The organism is Helicovermis profundi (genome assembly GCF_033097505.1).
Lineage (GTDB): Bacteria > Bacillota > Clostridia > Peptostreptococcales > Acidaminobacteraceae > Helicovermis > Helicovermis profundi.
In genome coordinates, this window is record NZ_AP028654.1 from 1,694,477 (window position 1) to 1,709,889 (window position 15,413).

General features: G+C 28.1%; 18 protein-coding genes. All 18 read right to left on the bottom strand.

Annotated elements, in window-relative coordinates:
* Window positions 1–377 precede the first annotated feature (377 nt).
* The gene (locus AACH12_RS07425) at window positions 378–1,217 is read right to left on the bottom strand and encodes a response regulator (RefSeq protein ID WP_338534804.1); all 840 of its coding nucleotides are present in this window, start codon (window positions 1,215–1,217) and stop codon (window positions 378–380) included.
* Between the two features lie 62 nt (window positions 1,218–1,279).
* The gene (locus AACH12_RS07430; protein WP_338534805.1) at window positions 1,280–2,560 is read right to left on the bottom strand and encodes a sensor histidine kinase; all 1,281 of its coding nucleotides are present in this window, start codon (window positions 2,558–2,560) and stop codon (window positions 1,280–1,282) included.
* Between the two features lie 11 nt (window positions 2,561–2,571).
* Window positions 2,572–3,141 (bottom strand): xanthine phosphoribosyltransferase, encoded by a 570-nt coding sequence (locus AACH12_RS07435; protein WP_338534806.1) that lies wholly within the window; start codon window positions 3,139–3,141, stop codon window positions 2,572–2,574.
* Between the two features lie 15 nt (window positions 3,142–3,156).
* Window positions 3,157–4,182: a DUF2804 family protein gene (locus tag AACH12_RS07440; protein ID WP_338534807.1), complete on the bottom strand. Its 1,026-nt coding sequence runs from the start codon at window positions 4,180–4,182 to the stop codon at window positions 3,157–3,159.
* Between the two features lie 17 nt (window positions 4,183–4,199).
* Window positions 4,200–4,445 carry a hypothetical protein gene (locus AACH12_RS07445; protein ID WP_338534808.1) on the bottom strand — a complete coding sequence of 82 codons (246 nt, stop codon included), beginning with the start codon at window positions 4,443–4,445 and terminating at the stop codon, window positions 4,200–4,202.
* A 16-nt stretch (window positions 4,446–4,461) separates the two neighbouring features.
* Window positions 4,462–4,971, bottom strand: coding sequence for a hypothetical protein (locus AACH12_RS07450; RefSeq protein ID WP_338534809.1), 510 nt, complete (start codon window positions 4,969–4,971; stop codon window positions 4,462–4,464).
* 11 nt (window positions 4,972–4,982) lie between these two features.
* Window positions 4,983–5,384, bottom strand: a complete 402-nt coding sequence (locus AACH12_RS07455; protein WP_338534810.1) for a hypothetical protein — start codon at window positions 5,382–5,384, stop codon at window positions 4,983–4,985.
* Between the two features lie 30 nt (window positions 5,385–5,414).
* Complete coding sequence (locus AACH12_RS07460) at window positions 5,415–6,611, bottom strand: trans-sulfuration enzyme family protein (protein ID WP_338534811.1); 1,197 nt, start codon at window positions 6,609–6,611, stop codon at window positions 5,415–5,417.
* Between the two features lie 3 nt (window positions 6,612–6,614).
* Window positions 6,615–7,268, bottom strand: a complete 654-nt coding sequence (locus AACH12_RS07465) for a class II aldolase/adducin family protein (protein WP_338534812.1) — start codon at window positions 7,266–7,268, stop codon at window positions 6,615–6,617.
* Between the two features lie 8 nt (window positions 7,269–7,276).
* Window positions 7,277–8,056 (bottom strand): S-methyl-5'-thioinosine phosphorylase, encoded by a 780-nt coding sequence (locus AACH12_RS07470; protein ID WP_338534813.1) that lies wholly within the window; start codon window positions 8,054–8,056, stop codon window positions 7,277–7,279.
* The gene (gene mtnA, locus AACH12_RS07475; protein ID WP_338534814.1) at window positions 8,057–9,115 is read right to left on the bottom strand and encodes an S-methyl-5-thioribose-1-phosphate isomerase; all 1,059 of its coding nucleotides are present in this window, start codon (window positions 9,113–9,115) and stop codon (window positions 8,057–8,059) included.
* 18 nt (window positions 9,116–9,133) lie between these two features.
* Window positions 9,134–10,429, bottom strand: a complete 1,296-nt coding sequence (locus AACH12_RS07480) for an amidohydrolase (protein ID WP_338534815.1) — start codon at window positions 10,427–10,429, stop codon at window positions 9,134–9,136.
* Complete coding sequence (locus tag AACH12_RS07485) at window positions 10,429–11,163, bottom strand: GntR family transcriptional regulator (protein ID WP_338534816.1); 735 nt, start codon at window positions 11,161–11,163, stop codon at window positions 10,429–10,431. The genes AACH12_RS07480 and AACH12_RS07485 overlap by 1 nt, the downstream gene beginning before the upstream one ends.
* Before the next feature lie 118 nt (window positions 11,164–11,281).
* Window positions 11,282–12,100, bottom strand: coding sequence for an acetyl-CoA carboxylase carboxyltransferase subunit alpha (locus AACH12_RS07490; RefSeq protein ID WP_338534817.1), 819 nt, complete (start codon window positions 12,098–12,100; stop codon window positions 11,282–11,284).
* Entirely contained in the window at window positions 12,093–12,968 is an 876-nt protein-coding gene (accD, locus tag AACH12_RS07495; protein ID WP_338534818.1) for an acetyl-CoA carboxylase, carboxyltransferase subunit beta, read from the bottom strand. Before accD ends, AACH12_RS07490 begins: the two co-directional genes overlap by 8 nt.
* Before the next feature lie 23 nt (window positions 12,969–12,991).
* Window positions 12,992–14,341 carry an acetyl-CoA carboxylase biotin carboxylase subunit gene (locus AACH12_RS07500; protein ID WP_338534819.1) on the bottom strand — a complete coding sequence of 450 codons (1,350 nt, stop codon included), beginning with the start codon at window positions 14,339–14,341 and terminating at the stop codon, window positions 12,992–12,994.
* A gap of 7 nt (window positions 14,342–14,348) precedes the next feature.
* Window positions 14,349–14,813 (bottom strand): acetyl-CoA carboxylase biotin carboxyl carrier protein, encoded by a 465-nt coding sequence (locus AACH12_RS07505; RefSeq protein WP_338534820.1) that lies wholly within the window; start codon window positions 14,811–14,813, stop codon window positions 14,349–14,351.
* A gap of 216 nt (window positions 14,814–15,029) precedes the next feature.
* Complete coding sequence (locus AACH12_RS07510) at window positions 15,030–15,386, bottom strand: hypothetical protein (protein WP_338534821.1); 357 nt, start codon at window positions 15,384–15,386, stop codon at window positions 15,030–15,032.
* Window positions 15,387–15,413: the final 27 nt, after the last annotated feature.

The following is a 15,413-nucleotide window of genomic DNA, read 5'->3' on the forward strand; positions in this document are numbered from 1 at the left end:
TATATAGTAATGTTTCAAAATAATTCACAAAAACTTAAAAACGTTCATAAATTGTTCATATTTTTTCGAATTTTCTAATAATTTATAAATAATTAAAATATATTATAGTTATTCAAAAACTTTCTTATGCTACCATTAGCCTCGCCCTGGGAGTAAACTCCCTATAAAAAAAGTCATATTAAAATTTCTTTAAGCAAGCTTAAAAATTTTATTAACTTGTTTATTTATTTTAAAGGTTCGCGGTACACCGGCTAATTCACATAACTCCGTTATGCTACCATTAGCCTCGCCCTGGGAGTAAACTCCCTATAAAAAAAGTCATATTAAAATTTCTTTAAGCAAGCTTAAAAATTTTAATATGACTTTTTTTGCACCGCTTAGTACTCGGAAAAAATAATGATATTATCTATGAATTTTTTTACATTTATTTTTCCACCGGTTTCTTTTTTCCCTCTTAGGTAGTCCATTTCTGCTTTTACATTTTCAAAATCAAATAAGGTATTTGAGTATCTTGTGTATACGTCGTTTAAGTAATCTTCTAGTCCTATGCTTGCTATATTTAGTAGAGATTTATTTATAGTTCTTCTAATTCTCTGCTCCATTGCTCTTGGATTTTTTGTTAGGTCTTTGCATATTTCTTGTAAATTTAGATCATAGGTTGTCTTTTTTTCTTTTATAAGGTATTCACATATTTGAAGTAAATCTTTTGCTCCTTTTTCACCAACTATACCAAGTTTCGAAAAAATAAATGTTATATTATCAACTCTTGTCTTTATTAAACTTGGCGCATTTAATGTTTTATTAAATTCAGAGTTAAAAACTCCCTTCATAATTTCAAATTTATTTTCATACTCTGATATCTTATTTATATTATCTAGTACTTTTTTTAATTCAATTTTATTTATTGGTTTATGTATATAAAAATCAATTCCACTTTCGTAGGCTTTTGAGATAAGTGTTTTTTCATCTACTTGAGAAATCATAACAATTTTAGATTTTACGCTTCTTTTTTTTATTTCTTTAACTAAATTTATTCCATCCATATCAGGCATTAATAAATCAATCAAAATAACATCTGGACTTAAAAATGGAATTTCTTCTAGTGCCACTTTACTACTAGAATTAAATCCTATTATTTCGCCTAAACATTCCTCTTCAATAATATTTTCAAGTATTCTTATTATTAATTCATCATCATCTATTAAATAGTATTTCATAATTTCTCCTCAATCATACTTTTTTACAATAATTATAATGTAAAACTAACACAAAGGATTATTTATAGCATAAAAATAGGAATTACAATTTTTATCTCAGTCCCAATTCCAATTGTTGACTCAATAAAAATTTCTCCGCCAAATTCCTTTTCTACAATATCCTTTATAATAGATAGGCCCATTCCCCTATATATATTTCCAGTGCTTTCATCAAATTTAGTAGAATATCCAGCTTTACAAATATAAGCTAAATCTTTTTTCTTGATTCCTGAACCATTATCAGTTATTCTGATTTTAAGTTTTTTATCTTCTTTATAAACTAATATTTTAATATAGTTATTAGTATATCTTTTAAAACTTTCTATTGAATTATTAAACAAGTTTCTAAATATAGACATCATATAGTAATGTTTCTTTACGTTTCTATCAAAGTGCAAAGAAACTATTATTTTACAATCATGTAGTTTAAACTTTGAATCCTTTTCATAAGTATCTTTTAATATATCTAAAATTTCAGATAAAGTAATTGAAAAATTCCCGCTGTCTTTTTCACCTAGATTTTCCATTCCTATTAAGACTCTTTGATAATTTTTTTTAACTTCATGAATATCTTTTGCAATCCTTAATGACTTTCTTTTATAATCTTCTTTGACAGAGTTTTCATACAAAGAGTAAGCATCTTTCATAACGCCCTCTATATATCCCATATTAGATTTCATAAAGTAAAGTTCAGATTTTAAATCAGAGACAATGCCTATCATTTCTTTATATTTTTCAAGTTGCTTCTCTTTATGAAATATCATCCTATAATACTCAAAAACTAAAACAACTAAGACTGCTATACTCGCTCTAATAAGGCCAACTAAGAGCAATTTATTAAATATTACAACAACATCTTCCTTTAAAGTATGAAACCTTGAAGTAATTTCTATAGCATTCGAGAAAAAATCGCATGCCCAAATTGATGAAAACCACATTATAATAGTTCTTTCATCATAGTTTCTTTTTTTCATAAGATAGTAATAAATTAATCCATAAGAAATGTCAAAAAAAGCAATATTGTAATCATTAAAAAAACCTAAAAGAAAATCACCGGTTGATATATACGTAAGCAGACTTCTAAAAAAAAGTCCAAAAGATGCAATAAAAATTGATGTTGCGATTGGACTTAATTTTCTATTGTAATAGTAAAATATCGGCAAAATAATTACTGATATAGAAATTCTAAAATTTAAAATTATCATATCAATAAAAATCTGTGAAGTTATAGCATCAAAAAGTGCAATTAAAATCATGTATTTTATATTATCTTTACTAAATGCTCTAATTAACTTTTCTTTCATTTTTTCCTCATTTACTTAAATATAGGTACGCCATTTTTAAATTCTTTTATAATAGCTAGAGATTCAAGAGTAATTCCTTTACTTCTTATAATTGAACCTCCTTCTTGAAAACCTTTTTCTATTACTATTCCAATACCAGACACTCTTGCACCAGATTGATTTACTAAATCTATAAGTCCGAGCGACGCTCTTCCATTAGCAAGAAAATCATCTAGTATCAAAATATTATCTTCTTTATTTAGAAACTTTTTCGATACTCTTACTGTATAGTTTCTAGCTTTAGTAAATGAATATACTTCAGTTTCATAAGTATCTTTGTCTAAATTTTTAGAGTCAACTTTTTTTGCAAATACAACTGGAACATCAAAATACTGAGCTGCAATTGATGCAATAGCAATACCTGAAGCTTCAATTGTCAATATTTTATTTATCTCTTTGCCATTAAATTTTTTTTTAAATTCTTTACCAATTTCATTTAGAAGTTTTATGTCTAGTTGATGATTTAAAAATTCATCAACTTTTAAAATATCTTTTCCAACTACTCTTCCTCTACTAAGAATACTTTCTTTTAATAGCTGCATTAAAGCCTCCTAAAATCAAATAGTAATATCTACAACTTCACCAAGTCCAAAATAATTTTTTATCTCAATTTTATTTCCATTTAAATCAGTTATAAAACCATTAAATACACCAAAACATGTCTTATAATCAGATTTTGAAATAAAATAATTCTTATAAACTTCAAAATTCACTTTTACTTTAAATGTTAAATCAATATTACCTTTTTCATCAACTATTTTCCAAATATTTTTACTTCTATCAAATAAAAAAGTAACTGCCGGAAGTAAATTTATTTTTTCATCGATCCAAAAACAATTTTCATTATATTTTGATGGAAAAAGAGATTGATTCTCCGTTAAATTAAAAGCAAATATACCATTTTCATTTTTCATACTTGCACTTGATTGATTCCACCAAAATTCATGTGGATAAAATGATTTTTGATCAGATGCAATCATTGAAGCATTTGAAGATAATTTATAAAAATTTTCATCAATTAGTAAACTTCCACCAACATTCATAAGTTGTCTATGAGAATACATAGCTCTATTATTCTCAAAAGGAATACAACTTATTAGCGGATTAATTAAATCCTTAGCGCCTGTTAAATTACCCTTGATATTTGTATTATTATAATTAAAAACCTCAAAATTTATCTCAACGCAGCCATTTTCAAGTTTATTAGATATTTCAAGCATTACACTTTCATCTTTATAAAATACATTGGAATTAAGAATACTTTTACCAATATCTACTCTAAAAAGAGGCTTATCAATCGAATACGTATATGTATCATCCTCTATCCTATCATATATAACAATTTGTATATTTGATGATTTTTTTAGAGAAAATAATATAATATAAATAGAAAATCTATCATCAGTAATTTGATATGAATTCCACTCTTTTAGAGCGTTATCCTTAATAAACTTTGGTGTAATGCTTCCAATCAATCCATCAGCATCTAGTGGATTAACATTTAAAATATTTTCTTTATACACACCATAATTAAATTTACCTTTTTCAACTAAACTATGCACTTTAGGACTAAATTTTGACATATAAGCCTCCCTAGTAATTATTTTACCTCTTTTGCTTTTAATGTTTCTAATGTTTTATCCATACCATAACTACTTACAAATTCATGAATTAATGATTCACTTAAATTAAAAAGTGAATATAAATTCGTTAATAATTCTTCTGATTTTTCACCATTACCACATTCCAATATCAGTTTTGATAAATAGTCCTTTTGTTTATTAAAAATTTCATCTGTATTTGGATTTTGAAATTCATAAAATTTATCATTAATAATAACTTTCATGCTTAATGTACCTCCATCATCTATTTTTAAAAATATTAAAAAATGAAAACTTATTAACACTTTTTTCTATATTAAGTTGGTCTTTTTCAGTTTTGTTTAATTTTGTATTCAATATTTCTTTATTTAAATTATTTTCTTCTGATTTATCAAACATTTTATTCTCAAGAAGCAATATTCTATCTTTATCATTATTCATAAGTACTTGAAAATTTCTAATTAATTCATCTTTTTTATCTAATTGCTTATCTTTCACATCAATTTGACTTTTAAGATATTCAATTTGTTCTTTAAGCGAAAGGATAAAGTCGCTTTCAATATTTTTACTTGTCTCTATTTTATTCTTATTATCATTCACTAATGTTTCATCAATTTCTTGCTCAAAAACAGATGTGATTTCATCATCTTCCTCAACCAATTCATCTTCCACAAAGTCATCGCTAAGTATTAAATCATCTTTAACTTTTTCATTTGCACTTAAAAATTTTCCTATACCAAGCAAAGCATCTTCTTCAATCTTTTTGAACATAAATACTCCTCCTAGGATTTAATTATATACATTGCTACCATTCCAAGTAAAAAAGTTATAATGTATGAAAATACAACAAACCAAATATTTTCTGTTAAAGAATCTTTCTTTAAAGAATGTTCAAATAATTTTTTGCTTAAATCAGTTAAAGTAAGTTTAGTAAAATTAATTTTAGTAGCACTATTTACATATTTAAAATTCACTTTATCATTTTCATTGTATTCATAATAATCATCATTAGAATAAATATAACCTTTTGCTATTAATATGTCGATATAATATACTAATTCTCTAATTTTAAGTATTTCATCAGTTTCATTTAAAAAAGAAAAATCGTCAATTTTCATTGTATCGTTAATAGTTTCTCCTATTGTTTTCAAGACCTTATACTCAAATTTTGATAAATCTTTCATAACAAATTAACCTCCATAAGTAATATTCATTTAAATCATACTTAACGAAATATCTAAGTCATTAATTATATCGCTAATATCTTCTATACCTACTGAAATCCTAATCAGGCTTTCGCTCATACCAAATTCTTTTAATTTCTCTGAGTCATACCCTCTATGAGTCATTGCAGACGGGAGTTCAATAAGCGATTCACAATCACCAAGACTTACGGCAAGTTTAAGAAGTTTTACATTATCTACTACTTTTTTAGCATCAGTTAAAGAACCATTTAGTTCAAAACTTAATACTCCTCCGAATCCATCCATTTGTTCCTTTGCTAAATTATGACCAGAAAAACTCAAAAGTCCAGGATAATAAACTTTTTTTACTTTAGGATGTTCTTCTAAATACTCAGCTAAGATCATAGCGTTTTTTTGATGTTCCCTCATTCTAACACTTAATGTTTTTAATCCTCTAAGTAGTAACCAAGCATTAAATGGACTAAGAACTCCTCCAAATTCACACATATAATCGAATTTAAGTTTCATTATGTAGTCATTATCTTTGCTTATGGCAACACCTGCTACAACATCGCCGTGCCCACAAATATATTTTGTAGCACTATGAACGACAATATCAGCACCTTGAGTAAGTGGTCTTTGAAGATAAGGTGATGCAAATGTATTATCAACTACAACTTTTATATTATGTTTATGAGCAATTTTAACAACCTTTTTTATATCAATAATAGCTAAAGTTGGATTGCAAGGTGTTTCAAAATAGATTACTTTAGTATTTTCATCTATTAAATTTTCTAAATTATTTAAATTTTCTTCATTACTCAAATCAATACATTTATAATCAATATTATACTTTGGAAGTAATTTTGTTGCAACTGTGTACGTAGAACCATAAATAGTTTTATTAATTACTATATTGTCCTTTGGCGATAAAAGAGAAAAAAGAACAGAACTAATAGCAGCCATACCAGAAGCAAACGCTACAGCTCCTTTTCCACCCTCTAAAACTGCCATTCTATTTTCAAACAATCTAAGTGTAGGGTTATTACCTCTTGTATAAACATAATCATCACTTTCAAAAGACATTACTTTTTCTACGTCATCTATTGAATCAAAAGTAAATGTTGACGTCATATAAATTGGTGAATTTAAGGCTTTTTTAGAATTGTTTTTTTCACTTGCTCCGTGTATCAAAAGTGTATTTATCTTTGCATTATTCATATCCATATTCTACCTCTGTCCATATTTATTTAGATAAAAATCTCGCATAAAATCAACATCAGTTTTACCAAGTTCTACGACTCCACCAAGTAAATTTGCAAAAATTGTGGCTTGAGCAGATTTTTCAACAACATTTACAATCTTTAATGCTTCTTTAAGAGTTGCCGCCGCACTTAAGAGTCCATGATTTGCAAGAATACAAGCGTTTCTACCTTCCAGCGCCTTAACAGCTTCAATTCCAAGTTCAGTTGATCCAGGAAGAACGTAATTAGTAACTTTAACGTCACCTCCAACAATTTGAACTAAGTCCTCAGCAGAAGCTGGAATTGGTTTTCTTGCTATAGCAAAAGCAGTAGAATAAGTAGAATGCGTATGAACAATCGCTGAAATATCACTTCTATGTTTGTAGACATTTAAATGTAGTCCCCACTCTATAGAAGGCTTTAATTCTCCATTAATTATATTTCCATCAAAATCGATTATAACTACATCTTCAATTTTAATTTTGTCGTAATCCACTCCACTAGGTGTAATTGCAAATGAATTTTCATCCTCTATTCTCATACTAATGTTACCCCAAGTACCAACAACATGAGAAAGCCTTAACATTTCAACTCCTGTTTTTATAACTTCTTCTCTAGCTCTTAAATATTTTAAGCTCATATTTCCTCCTATAATTCTAAAATTGCATTATTACAATTACATTCGTCTTGACTTAAATCACCAGACAATATTTCTATAAACATTTTTTCTAATTTAATTTTATTTTTTTCAATCGAACTTGCTATTTCATGTAAAACTATATCTTCCCCTTTTTTAAAACCTGTACACCAGTTAGTTATTATTCCAATTGCCGAATAACACATTCCAAGTTCTTTAGCTAACACAACTTCGGGTACATTCGTCATTCCAACAACATCAGCCCCCATAAAGCCATACATTTTTATTTCAGCACTTGTTTCAAATCTAGGTCCTTCTGTACATGCATATACTGCATTCCCTTTGATATTAATATCATAATCACTCGAAAATTTCATGACCTTATTTCTCAAATACGAGCAGTAAGGATCAGACATATCCGTATGTTTAACGCCATCATCACCATCAAAAAAAGTATTAATTCTATTTTTTGTAAAATCTAAAAAATCATTGATAATTACTATATCACCAATATCATAATTTTCATTTAAAGAACCTACAGCACATGTTGAATATATATGTGTAACTGATAGTTCTTTTAGAGCCATCATATTTGCCCTATAATTTATTAAATGCGGTGGAGTAGAATGCCCTTTACCATGTCTAGGTAAAAAAACTATCTCTTTATCATTATTTAATTTAATAATATTTACCTCTACTTGGCCGTAAATTGTTTTTATATTTAAAATTATTTCATTGCTATTTATTCCATAAACACCTGTTCCACCAATAATTGCAACTCTTTTTATCATTTAATCACCTATATTATTTTTAAGTTTTATTATATTTTTTTCAAATGGTGGATATATAATTCCTTTTTCAGTAACTATGCCATTAATTAAATCATTCGGAGTTACATCAAAAGCTGGATTATATACTTCCATACCTGCTGGGGCTACTACTCTTTCACCTATAATAGTAATTTCATTAGAAGGTCTTTCTTCTATAACAATTTCCCCACCACTTACGATATCGAAATCAATTGTAGTAGTCGGTGCTACAATATAAAAAGGAATATTATATTTCTCAGCAATAACAGAAAGCATAAAAGTTCCAATTTTGTTTGCGCTGTCTCCATTTAGAGCAATTCTATCTGCTCCTACTAAAATTATATCAATTTTTTTGTCTCTTATTAAAGTAGCTGCTGCAGAATCTACTATAAGTTTAGAAGGTATACCTTCTTCCATAAGTTCCCACGCTGTAAGCCTTGCTCCCTGAAGTCTTGGTCTTGTTTCATCAGCATAAACAAAAATATTTTTTTCTTGATAAAAAGCTTCTCTTATAACTCCAAGTGCTGTTCCATATCCTGCGGTAGCAAGAGCACCAGTATTACAGTGTGTTAGAATTGTATCTCCTTGATTAATTAACTTAGCACCATGTTTAGCCATTCTTTTATTTGTTTCAATATCCTCTTTATGAATTAATATTGCTTCCTTTTTTACAGCTAAAGATATATCATCATAAGATTTAGTAGAATTAGTAGAAATAACTTCTTTCATTTTATTAATCGCCCACATCAAATTCACTGCAGTTGGTCGTGAATTATTTAAAAATTCAAGTCCAATATCTATTTTTTTATTAAATTCAACTTTCGTTAAATTTTCTTTTATTAACTCATCTACTAAAAGTAAAGTTCCATAAGCTGCCGTAGCCCCAATAGCCGGTGCACCTCGTACTACCATTTCTCTAATTGCATATTCAACGTCTCTATAATTAGTGCAGGTAAAATATTCAAAAATAGTTGGTAATTTTCTTTGATCTATAAGTTTAAGCATATTATTTTCAAATATAATTGAATTAATTTCTGCCATAAAAACCTCCATATCATATTAGTTAATTCTGTCTACTAGCTCCATCGCCTTTTCATTTGCTTTATGCATAATTTCTCTTTCATTGATTGTTTCAACAATATAATTTTTCATAATAATTTTGCCATTAATTATAACATTACAAACATCAGCTGCACTTGCAGAATAAACCAAAGAAGAAATTAAATTATACCTTGGATAAAAATGTGGTTTCTCAATATCAATCATAATAATATCTGCTTTTTTTCCAACCTCTATTGTTCCAATTTCTTTTTCCCTACCAAGTGCCTTAGCACCATTTATCGTTGCCATTTTTAGCGCCTCAAATGCTGGTATATCAGTTGGTTCATTTGAAAGAGCCTTATTAATTAGAGCTGCGTAATTAATTTCTTCAAACATATTTAAATTGTTATTTGATGAAGATCCATCTGTTCCAAGTGCAACATTTACTCCATTATCAATTAATTTTTTTACTTTTGCGAAGCCATTTGCAAGTTTCATATTACTACCTGGATTATTTAAAACTGTAACATTATTTTCACTTAAAATCTTAATATCATTATCTGAAATATGAACACAATGAGCTGCCATAGTTCTATACTTAAACAAGCCTGTTTTTTCAACCTTTTCAATTGGCGACATTCCATATTCTTTGTATGAGTCTTCAACTTCTTTAGGCGATTCGCTTAAATGAATATGTATCCCCAGATCGTATTCTTCATTTCTTTTTGAAATTTCTTTTAAATATTCATTGTCACAAGTGTATGGAGCATGCGGACCCAGTTCTACCTTAATAAGACCATCCGCTTTATTATTCCAATCTTTATACAACTTAAAAGATTCATCTAATTTAGCTATTGCTTCATCGCTTCTTCCTTCTCCCGTCAGACCTCTTGATAAATTAGCCCTTATACCACTAATTTCGACAGCTTTTGCAACATCATCCATAAAAAAATACATATCATTAAAACAAGTTATACCAGATTTAATCATCTCTACAATACTTAAAAGCGAACCCCAGTAAACATCTTCTCCTTCAAGTTTCTCTTCAAGCGGCCATATTTTTTCAGTTAACCAAGGCCAAAATGGTAAATCGTCAGCATAATTTCTCATAAGAGACATTGCTATATGGGTATGTGCATTAATTAAACCTGGCATTGTTATAAAATTTTCTCCATCTATAATTTCATCTGGTATAAATTCGTCTGGAACATTTCCTATAAATGCAATTTCATCTTCAACTATTCCGATGTTTGAAATAATTATTTCTTCTTTTTTCATAGTAAGTAGTTTGGTATTCCTAATTAATATATTCATTATCTCTCCTCTCTAAATCTATTTATTTTAAATTTTATAATTTCTGGATTAAAGTAATCATTTGAATAGAGTACAGGTTTTCCAGATTTATCAAAATGTATTTGATGTAACATAATAAAAAGCTGATCAATTTTAACATCAAGTTCATTAATCATTTCCATAGACGGTCTTGTAGGCATAATATATGAAATAGCAGATTCAACATATATTCCTAGCTCTTTTTCAAGATAATAAAACATAGATTCTTCTGATATATCGTAAGGAATATGCTCGAAATATTTGACCGGCATAGTATCAATACAGTAAGAAGCTATGTTATTATCAGCTGTTCTTAGCCTCTTAAATGTAACAACTTTTTCTCCTTCTTCTAATTTTAATTTTTCAATCATATCGTCACTTGGATTCTTTACTTCTACACCAATCCACTTAGTACCTGGCATCATTCCAAATTTTCTAATAGTTTCTGTTATACTATCTAGTTTTTCAAGACCTGATTCAATTAAAGTTGGCCTTCTATTTAAAAAAGTTCCTTTACCCTTTATTTTATAGATAATTCTCTCCTGTTCAAGAAGTGCAAGAGCTTCTCTAACTGTATATCTACTTACTCCTAACATTTTTACAAGAGTCGCTTCACTTGGAAGGATTTCATCTACTTTAAAAGCACTCTTTTTTATGTGATCAAGAATTTGAATTTTAGCCTTTTGGCTTAATGATATATTTCTCTCTAAATTCATATTACCCCCATTTACCTGCTTCTTTTTCTTAAAAAATAAACTTATTTCATTATATCATAAAATAATTATTTCATTAACTAGAAAAAGTAAGTTAGAATAATCTAACTTACTTTTTCTACTACATTGTATTAAATTCACCCATATTTCGAAATTTGTTATATCTATGTTCTACTAATTCAGTTCCATTTAATTTTTTAAATCCATTTAAATCAAATAAAAGTTGTTTTTTTAATTTTTTAGCTGTATTTGCAATATTAATATGCGCGCCTTTTTCATCTTCTTCAATAATCTCATCAATAATATTAAATCCAAGCAAATCTTCTGCTGTAATTTTCATTATTTCAGATGCATATCTTGCTTTGCTAGAATCTTTCCACAATATAGTCGCAAAACCCTCTGGTGAAAGTATTGAATATATTGTATTAGTAAGCATATAAACTTTATTTCCTACACCAAGTGCTAAAGCTCCTCCGCTACCACCTTCACCTATTATTATTGAAATTACTGGAACCTTTAAATCAGCCATTTCGAATAAATTTCTGGCAATTGCTTCACCTTGACCTCTTTCTTCAGCTTCTATACCACAGTATGCTCCTGGTGTATCAATGAAACAAATTATAGGTCGATTAAATTTTTCAGCTTGCTTCATAAGTCGAAGTGATTTTCTATAGCCTTCAGGGTGAGCCATACCAAAATTTCTTTTAATATTTTCTGTAACGTTTCTCCCTTTTTGATGTCCTATAACAGTTACAGGCATTCCATCAATTTTTGCAATACCACCCACTATAGCCTTATCATCAGAAAATAAGCGGTCACCGTGAAGTTCAATAAAATCTTCAAATATAAGACTGATATATTCTAAGGTAGTCGGTCTATCTTTATGCCTTGCAAGTTCTACCTTTCTCCAAACTTTTGATACTTCATCTCTATTATGCATAGTCTAACGAATCCTCCCTATGAATAGATAGAATTAATGAAATGTTTTTTTTAAGTTTTTCTCTTTCAATAATTTTATCAATAAATCCATGTTCAAGTAAAAATTCTGATCTTTGAAATCCTTGTGGTAATTTCTGTCTAATTGTTTGTTCAATCACTCTTGGACCTGCGAAACCTATTAATGCACCAGGCTCTGCAATAATAATATCACCAAGCATTGCAAAACTTGCTGTTACACCACCAGTTGTTGGATCAGTTAAAATTGAAATATATAAATTTCCCTTTCTTGAATGTTTATTAATCGCCATAGAAGTTTTTGCCATTTGCATTAAAGAAAAAATTCCTTCTTGCATTCTAGCACCACCAGACGCTGTAAAAATAATTAACGGTAATCTGTTTTTTGTTGCATATTCAGTAATTAATGTTATTCTTTCACCAACTACACTTCCCATTGAACCCATCATAAAACTTGAATCCATTACTCCAATTGCAACCTTTGCATTATCAATTTCACATGTTCCAACTAAAACAGCTTCTGTTCTTTCACTTTTATTTTTATTTTTTTCAATTTTTTTATTATAACCATCAAAATTTAGAGGATTAATACTTTCAAGTTCCTCAAACATTTCAATAAATGAATCATTATCTGCAATATTATCTATTCTTTCAATCGGCGTTAATCTAAAATGATTTCCGCAATTAGGACAGATATATGAGTTTTTTTCTAAGTCATCGCTGTATACCATTTCTAAGCACTTTTTACATTTTATATACATTCCATCTGGTATACTAGGTTTATTTATTCTCAATTCACTATTTACATTATTTAAAGATATATAGTTTGTTTTTTTAAATAATTTTTTTAGCATTTCTCTATCCTCCTTCGAAAAAATCAAATGTAATCTTTTATAAACTCACTAACATATCCAGTAGTAAATTCTCCACTAATATATTCATTACTTGATATTAAATCATACTGAAAATCAATATTTGTTTCTACACCTTTTATAATATATTCACCAAGTGATCTCTTCATAATATTTATAGCTTCATCTCTAGTATTTGCGTGTACAATTATTTTTCCAAGCATCGAATCATAATTTGGTGGTATTTTGTAGCCAGTATAAATAGAAATATCATTTCTAACTCCATAACCACCAGGTAAATTTATATAGCTAATTTCACCTGGTGAAGGCATAAAATTTTTCTTTGGACTTTCTGCATTAATTCTACATTCAATTGCATGTCCATGTATTTTTATATTATCTTGTTTATAGTTTAAATTAATATTTGCAGCAATTTTTATTTGCTCTTTTATCAAATCAATACCTGTAATTAATTCGGTTATGGGATGTTCAACTTGTATTCTTGTATTCATCTCCATAAAATAATAATTGTTATTATTATCAAGTAAAAATTCCATGGTACCTGCACTTGTATAATTAACAAACTTAGCACCCTTTACTGCAGTATTGCCCATCAATTCTCTTAAATCCTGACCAATTATTGATGAAGGTGCTTCTTCCATCACTTTTTGATTATTTCTTTGCATCGAACAATCTCTTTCACCAAGGTGAACAATATTTCCGAAGTTATCTGCAAGTATTTGAAATTCAATGTGTTTTGGATTTACTAAGTACTTTTCCATATACATAAGGTCATCGCCAAAAGACGCTTTTGCTTCCATTCTTGCAGTATTATAAGCATTTTCTAACTCTATAGAGGTATATGCAATCCTCATACCTTTTCCCCCACCACCATTTGAAGCTTTTATAATAACAGGGAATCCAATTTCATCTGCCATTTTCTTAACTTCTTCAAAATCTTCAAGAATTTTATCGGAACCTGGAACTACTGGTACACCAGCATTTATCATCATTTCACGAGCTTTTGACTTATCACCCATATTTTCTATAACATCTGATGAGGGACCAATAAATACTATATTACATTCTTCACACATACGTACGAATTTTGGATTCTCTGATAAAAAACCAAAGCCCGGATGAATTGCATCCGCTCCTGAATTTATAGTTGCAGAAAGTATATTTTTCATATTAAGATATGAGTCACTAGCTTTATTTGATCCAATACATATAGATTCATCTGCAAGTTGTGTATGTAGTGCATTTTTATCAATTTCAGAATATACCGCTACCGTTACAATCCCCATTTCTCTACAAGCTCTTATAATCCTAACAGCAATTTCACCGCGATTTGCAATTAATATTTTTTTAAACATAATTCACCTATACTCTTTCAACTGTAAAAATTATCTGACCATATTCAAGCAAATCCTCATTTTTTGCGTTTTTTTCAATAATTTTCATATCAAATTCTGCGGTAATTTCATTCATTACTTTCATTGCCTCAACAATACATACGACATCACCTTTTTTTACTATATCTCCAAGTTTCACAAAAGCATCTTTATCAGGTGATGGCGACTCATATAAGACTCCAACAATTGGAGATTTAACTGCTTCAAAATTATTTCTTGTCTCTTTAGTAGTATTAGAGTTATCATTTACGTCATTTAAGCTTTCATCAAATTCTTTCACTTTAATCTTTTTTGATAATTTATTATCAAATTGATTTTCATAAATATCATAGTTTTCAATTTTTAAAGTAATACCATTATTACTATATTCAAAATTTTTCAAATTACAATTTACCATATGAGTCATTAATTCTTTAATATCGTTATTATTCATATTTCCTCCACTTTTATTACCTAGTACTAATATCAAGTATTATACGAAACATATTCTCTTTTGTCAACTACTCATAATACTTATTACTATCATTTAGTACTAAGCATCGGACAAATAAATTGATTTTCACTCCTAGGAGGTATTATTACACCTTTCGTTCTGTAAAATCCGCATAAAAAAAAGAGCTAAATTAATAGCTCCATCTAAAAATATAATTTAATTAATATACATTTTTCTACTTTTTTCATTTTTTAATTGTGTATTGCTTTCAACTAATCTCATAAGTTCTTGAACAAATTCTTGTTCATCCTCTGAAAGCGATTCCATAATATCTTCGATGCTTGAATCAAAAGATATTTGTTTAATAATATTGCCTTCACTATTTAAAACAAGATCTTCATAACTTATATTAAGTAAAGTAAATATATCTTCCATTTCACTTATTAACATATTCTTATCCCAAAGCAATTTTTTCTTTAATTCCTTCGCCTCAACTTCTAATTCCTTTGCTATAAAATTATAGTCAATATTATTCTCATTTATATACTCTGTAAGTTTATCTAAAATATTCATTTTTTCCTCTCTTATCTTAGTACTAAT

Excerpts from the sequence above, each read along its gene's own strand:
- AACH12_RS07425 (WP_338534804.1), bottom strand. The coding sequence starts at position 1,217 with ATGAAATACTATTTAATAGATGATGATGAATTAATAATAAGAATACTT.
- AACH12_RS07430 (WP_338534805.1), bottom strand. The coding sequence starts at position 2,560 with ATGAAAGAAAAGTTAATTAGAGCATTTAGTAAAGATAATATAAAATAC.
- AACH12_RS07435 (WP_338534806.1), bottom strand. The coding sequence starts at position 3,141 with ATGCAGCTATTAAAAGAAAGTATTCTTAGTAGAGGAAGAGTAGTTGGA.
- AACH12_RS07440 (WP_338534807.1), bottom strand. The coding sequence starts at position 4,182 with ATGTCAAAATTTAGTCCTAAAGTGCATAGTTTAGTTGAAAAAGGTAAA.
- AACH12_RS07445 (WP_338534808.1), bottom strand. The coding sequence starts at position 4,445 with ATGAAAGTTATTATTAATGATAAATTTTATGAATTTCAAAATCCAAAT.
- AACH12_RS07450 (WP_338534809.1), bottom strand. The coding sequence starts at position 4,971 with ATGTTCAAAAAGATTGAAGAAGATGCTTTGCTTGGTATAGGAAAATTT.
- AACH12_RS07455 (WP_338534810.1), bottom strand. The coding sequence starts at position 5,384 with ATGAAAGATTTATCAAAATTTGAGTATAAGGTCTTGAAAACAATAGGA.
- AACH12_RS07460 (WP_338534811.1), bottom strand. The coding sequence starts at position 6,611 with ATGGATATGAATAATGCAAAGATAAATACACTTTTGATACACGGAGCA.
- AACH12_RS07465 (WP_338534812.1), bottom strand. The coding sequence starts at position 7,268 with ATGAGCTTAAAATATTTAAGAGCTAGAGAAGAAGTTATAAAAACAGGA.
- AACH12_RS07470 (WP_338534813.1), bottom strand. The coding sequence starts at position 8,056 with ATGATAAAAAGAGTTGCAATTATTGGTGGAACAGGTGTTTATGGAATA.
- mtnA (WP_338534814.1), bottom strand. The coding sequence starts at position 9,115 with ATGGCAGAAATTAATTCAATTATATTTGAAAATAATATGCTTAAACTT.
- AACH12_RS07480 (WP_338534815.1), bottom strand. The coding sequence starts at position 10,429 with ATGAATATATTAATTAGGAATACCAAACTACTTACTATGAAAAAAGAA.
- AACH12_RS07485 (WP_338534816.1), bottom strand. The coding sequence starts at position 11,163 with ATGAATTTAGAGAGAAATATATCATTAAGCCAAAAGGCTAAAATTCAA.
- AACH12_RS07490 (WP_338534817.1), bottom strand. The coding sequence starts at position 12,100 with ATGCATAATAGAGATGAAGTATCAAAAGTTTGGAGAAAGGTAGAACTT.
- accD (WP_338534818.1), bottom strand. The coding sequence starts at position 12,968 with ATGCTAAAAAAATTATTTAAAAAAACAAACTATATATCTTTAAATAAT.
- AACH12_RS07500 (WP_338534819.1), bottom strand. The coding sequence starts at position 14,341 with ATGTTTAAAAAAATATTAATTGCAAATCGCGGTGAAATTGCTGTTAGG.
- AACH12_RS07505 (WP_338534820.1), bottom strand. The coding sequence starts at position 14,813 with ATGAATAATAACGATATTAAAGAATTAATGACTCATATGGTAAATTGT.
- AACH12_RS07510 (WP_338534821.1), bottom strand. The coding sequence starts at position 15,386 with ATGAATATTTTAGATAAACTTACAGAGTATATAAATGAGAATAATATT.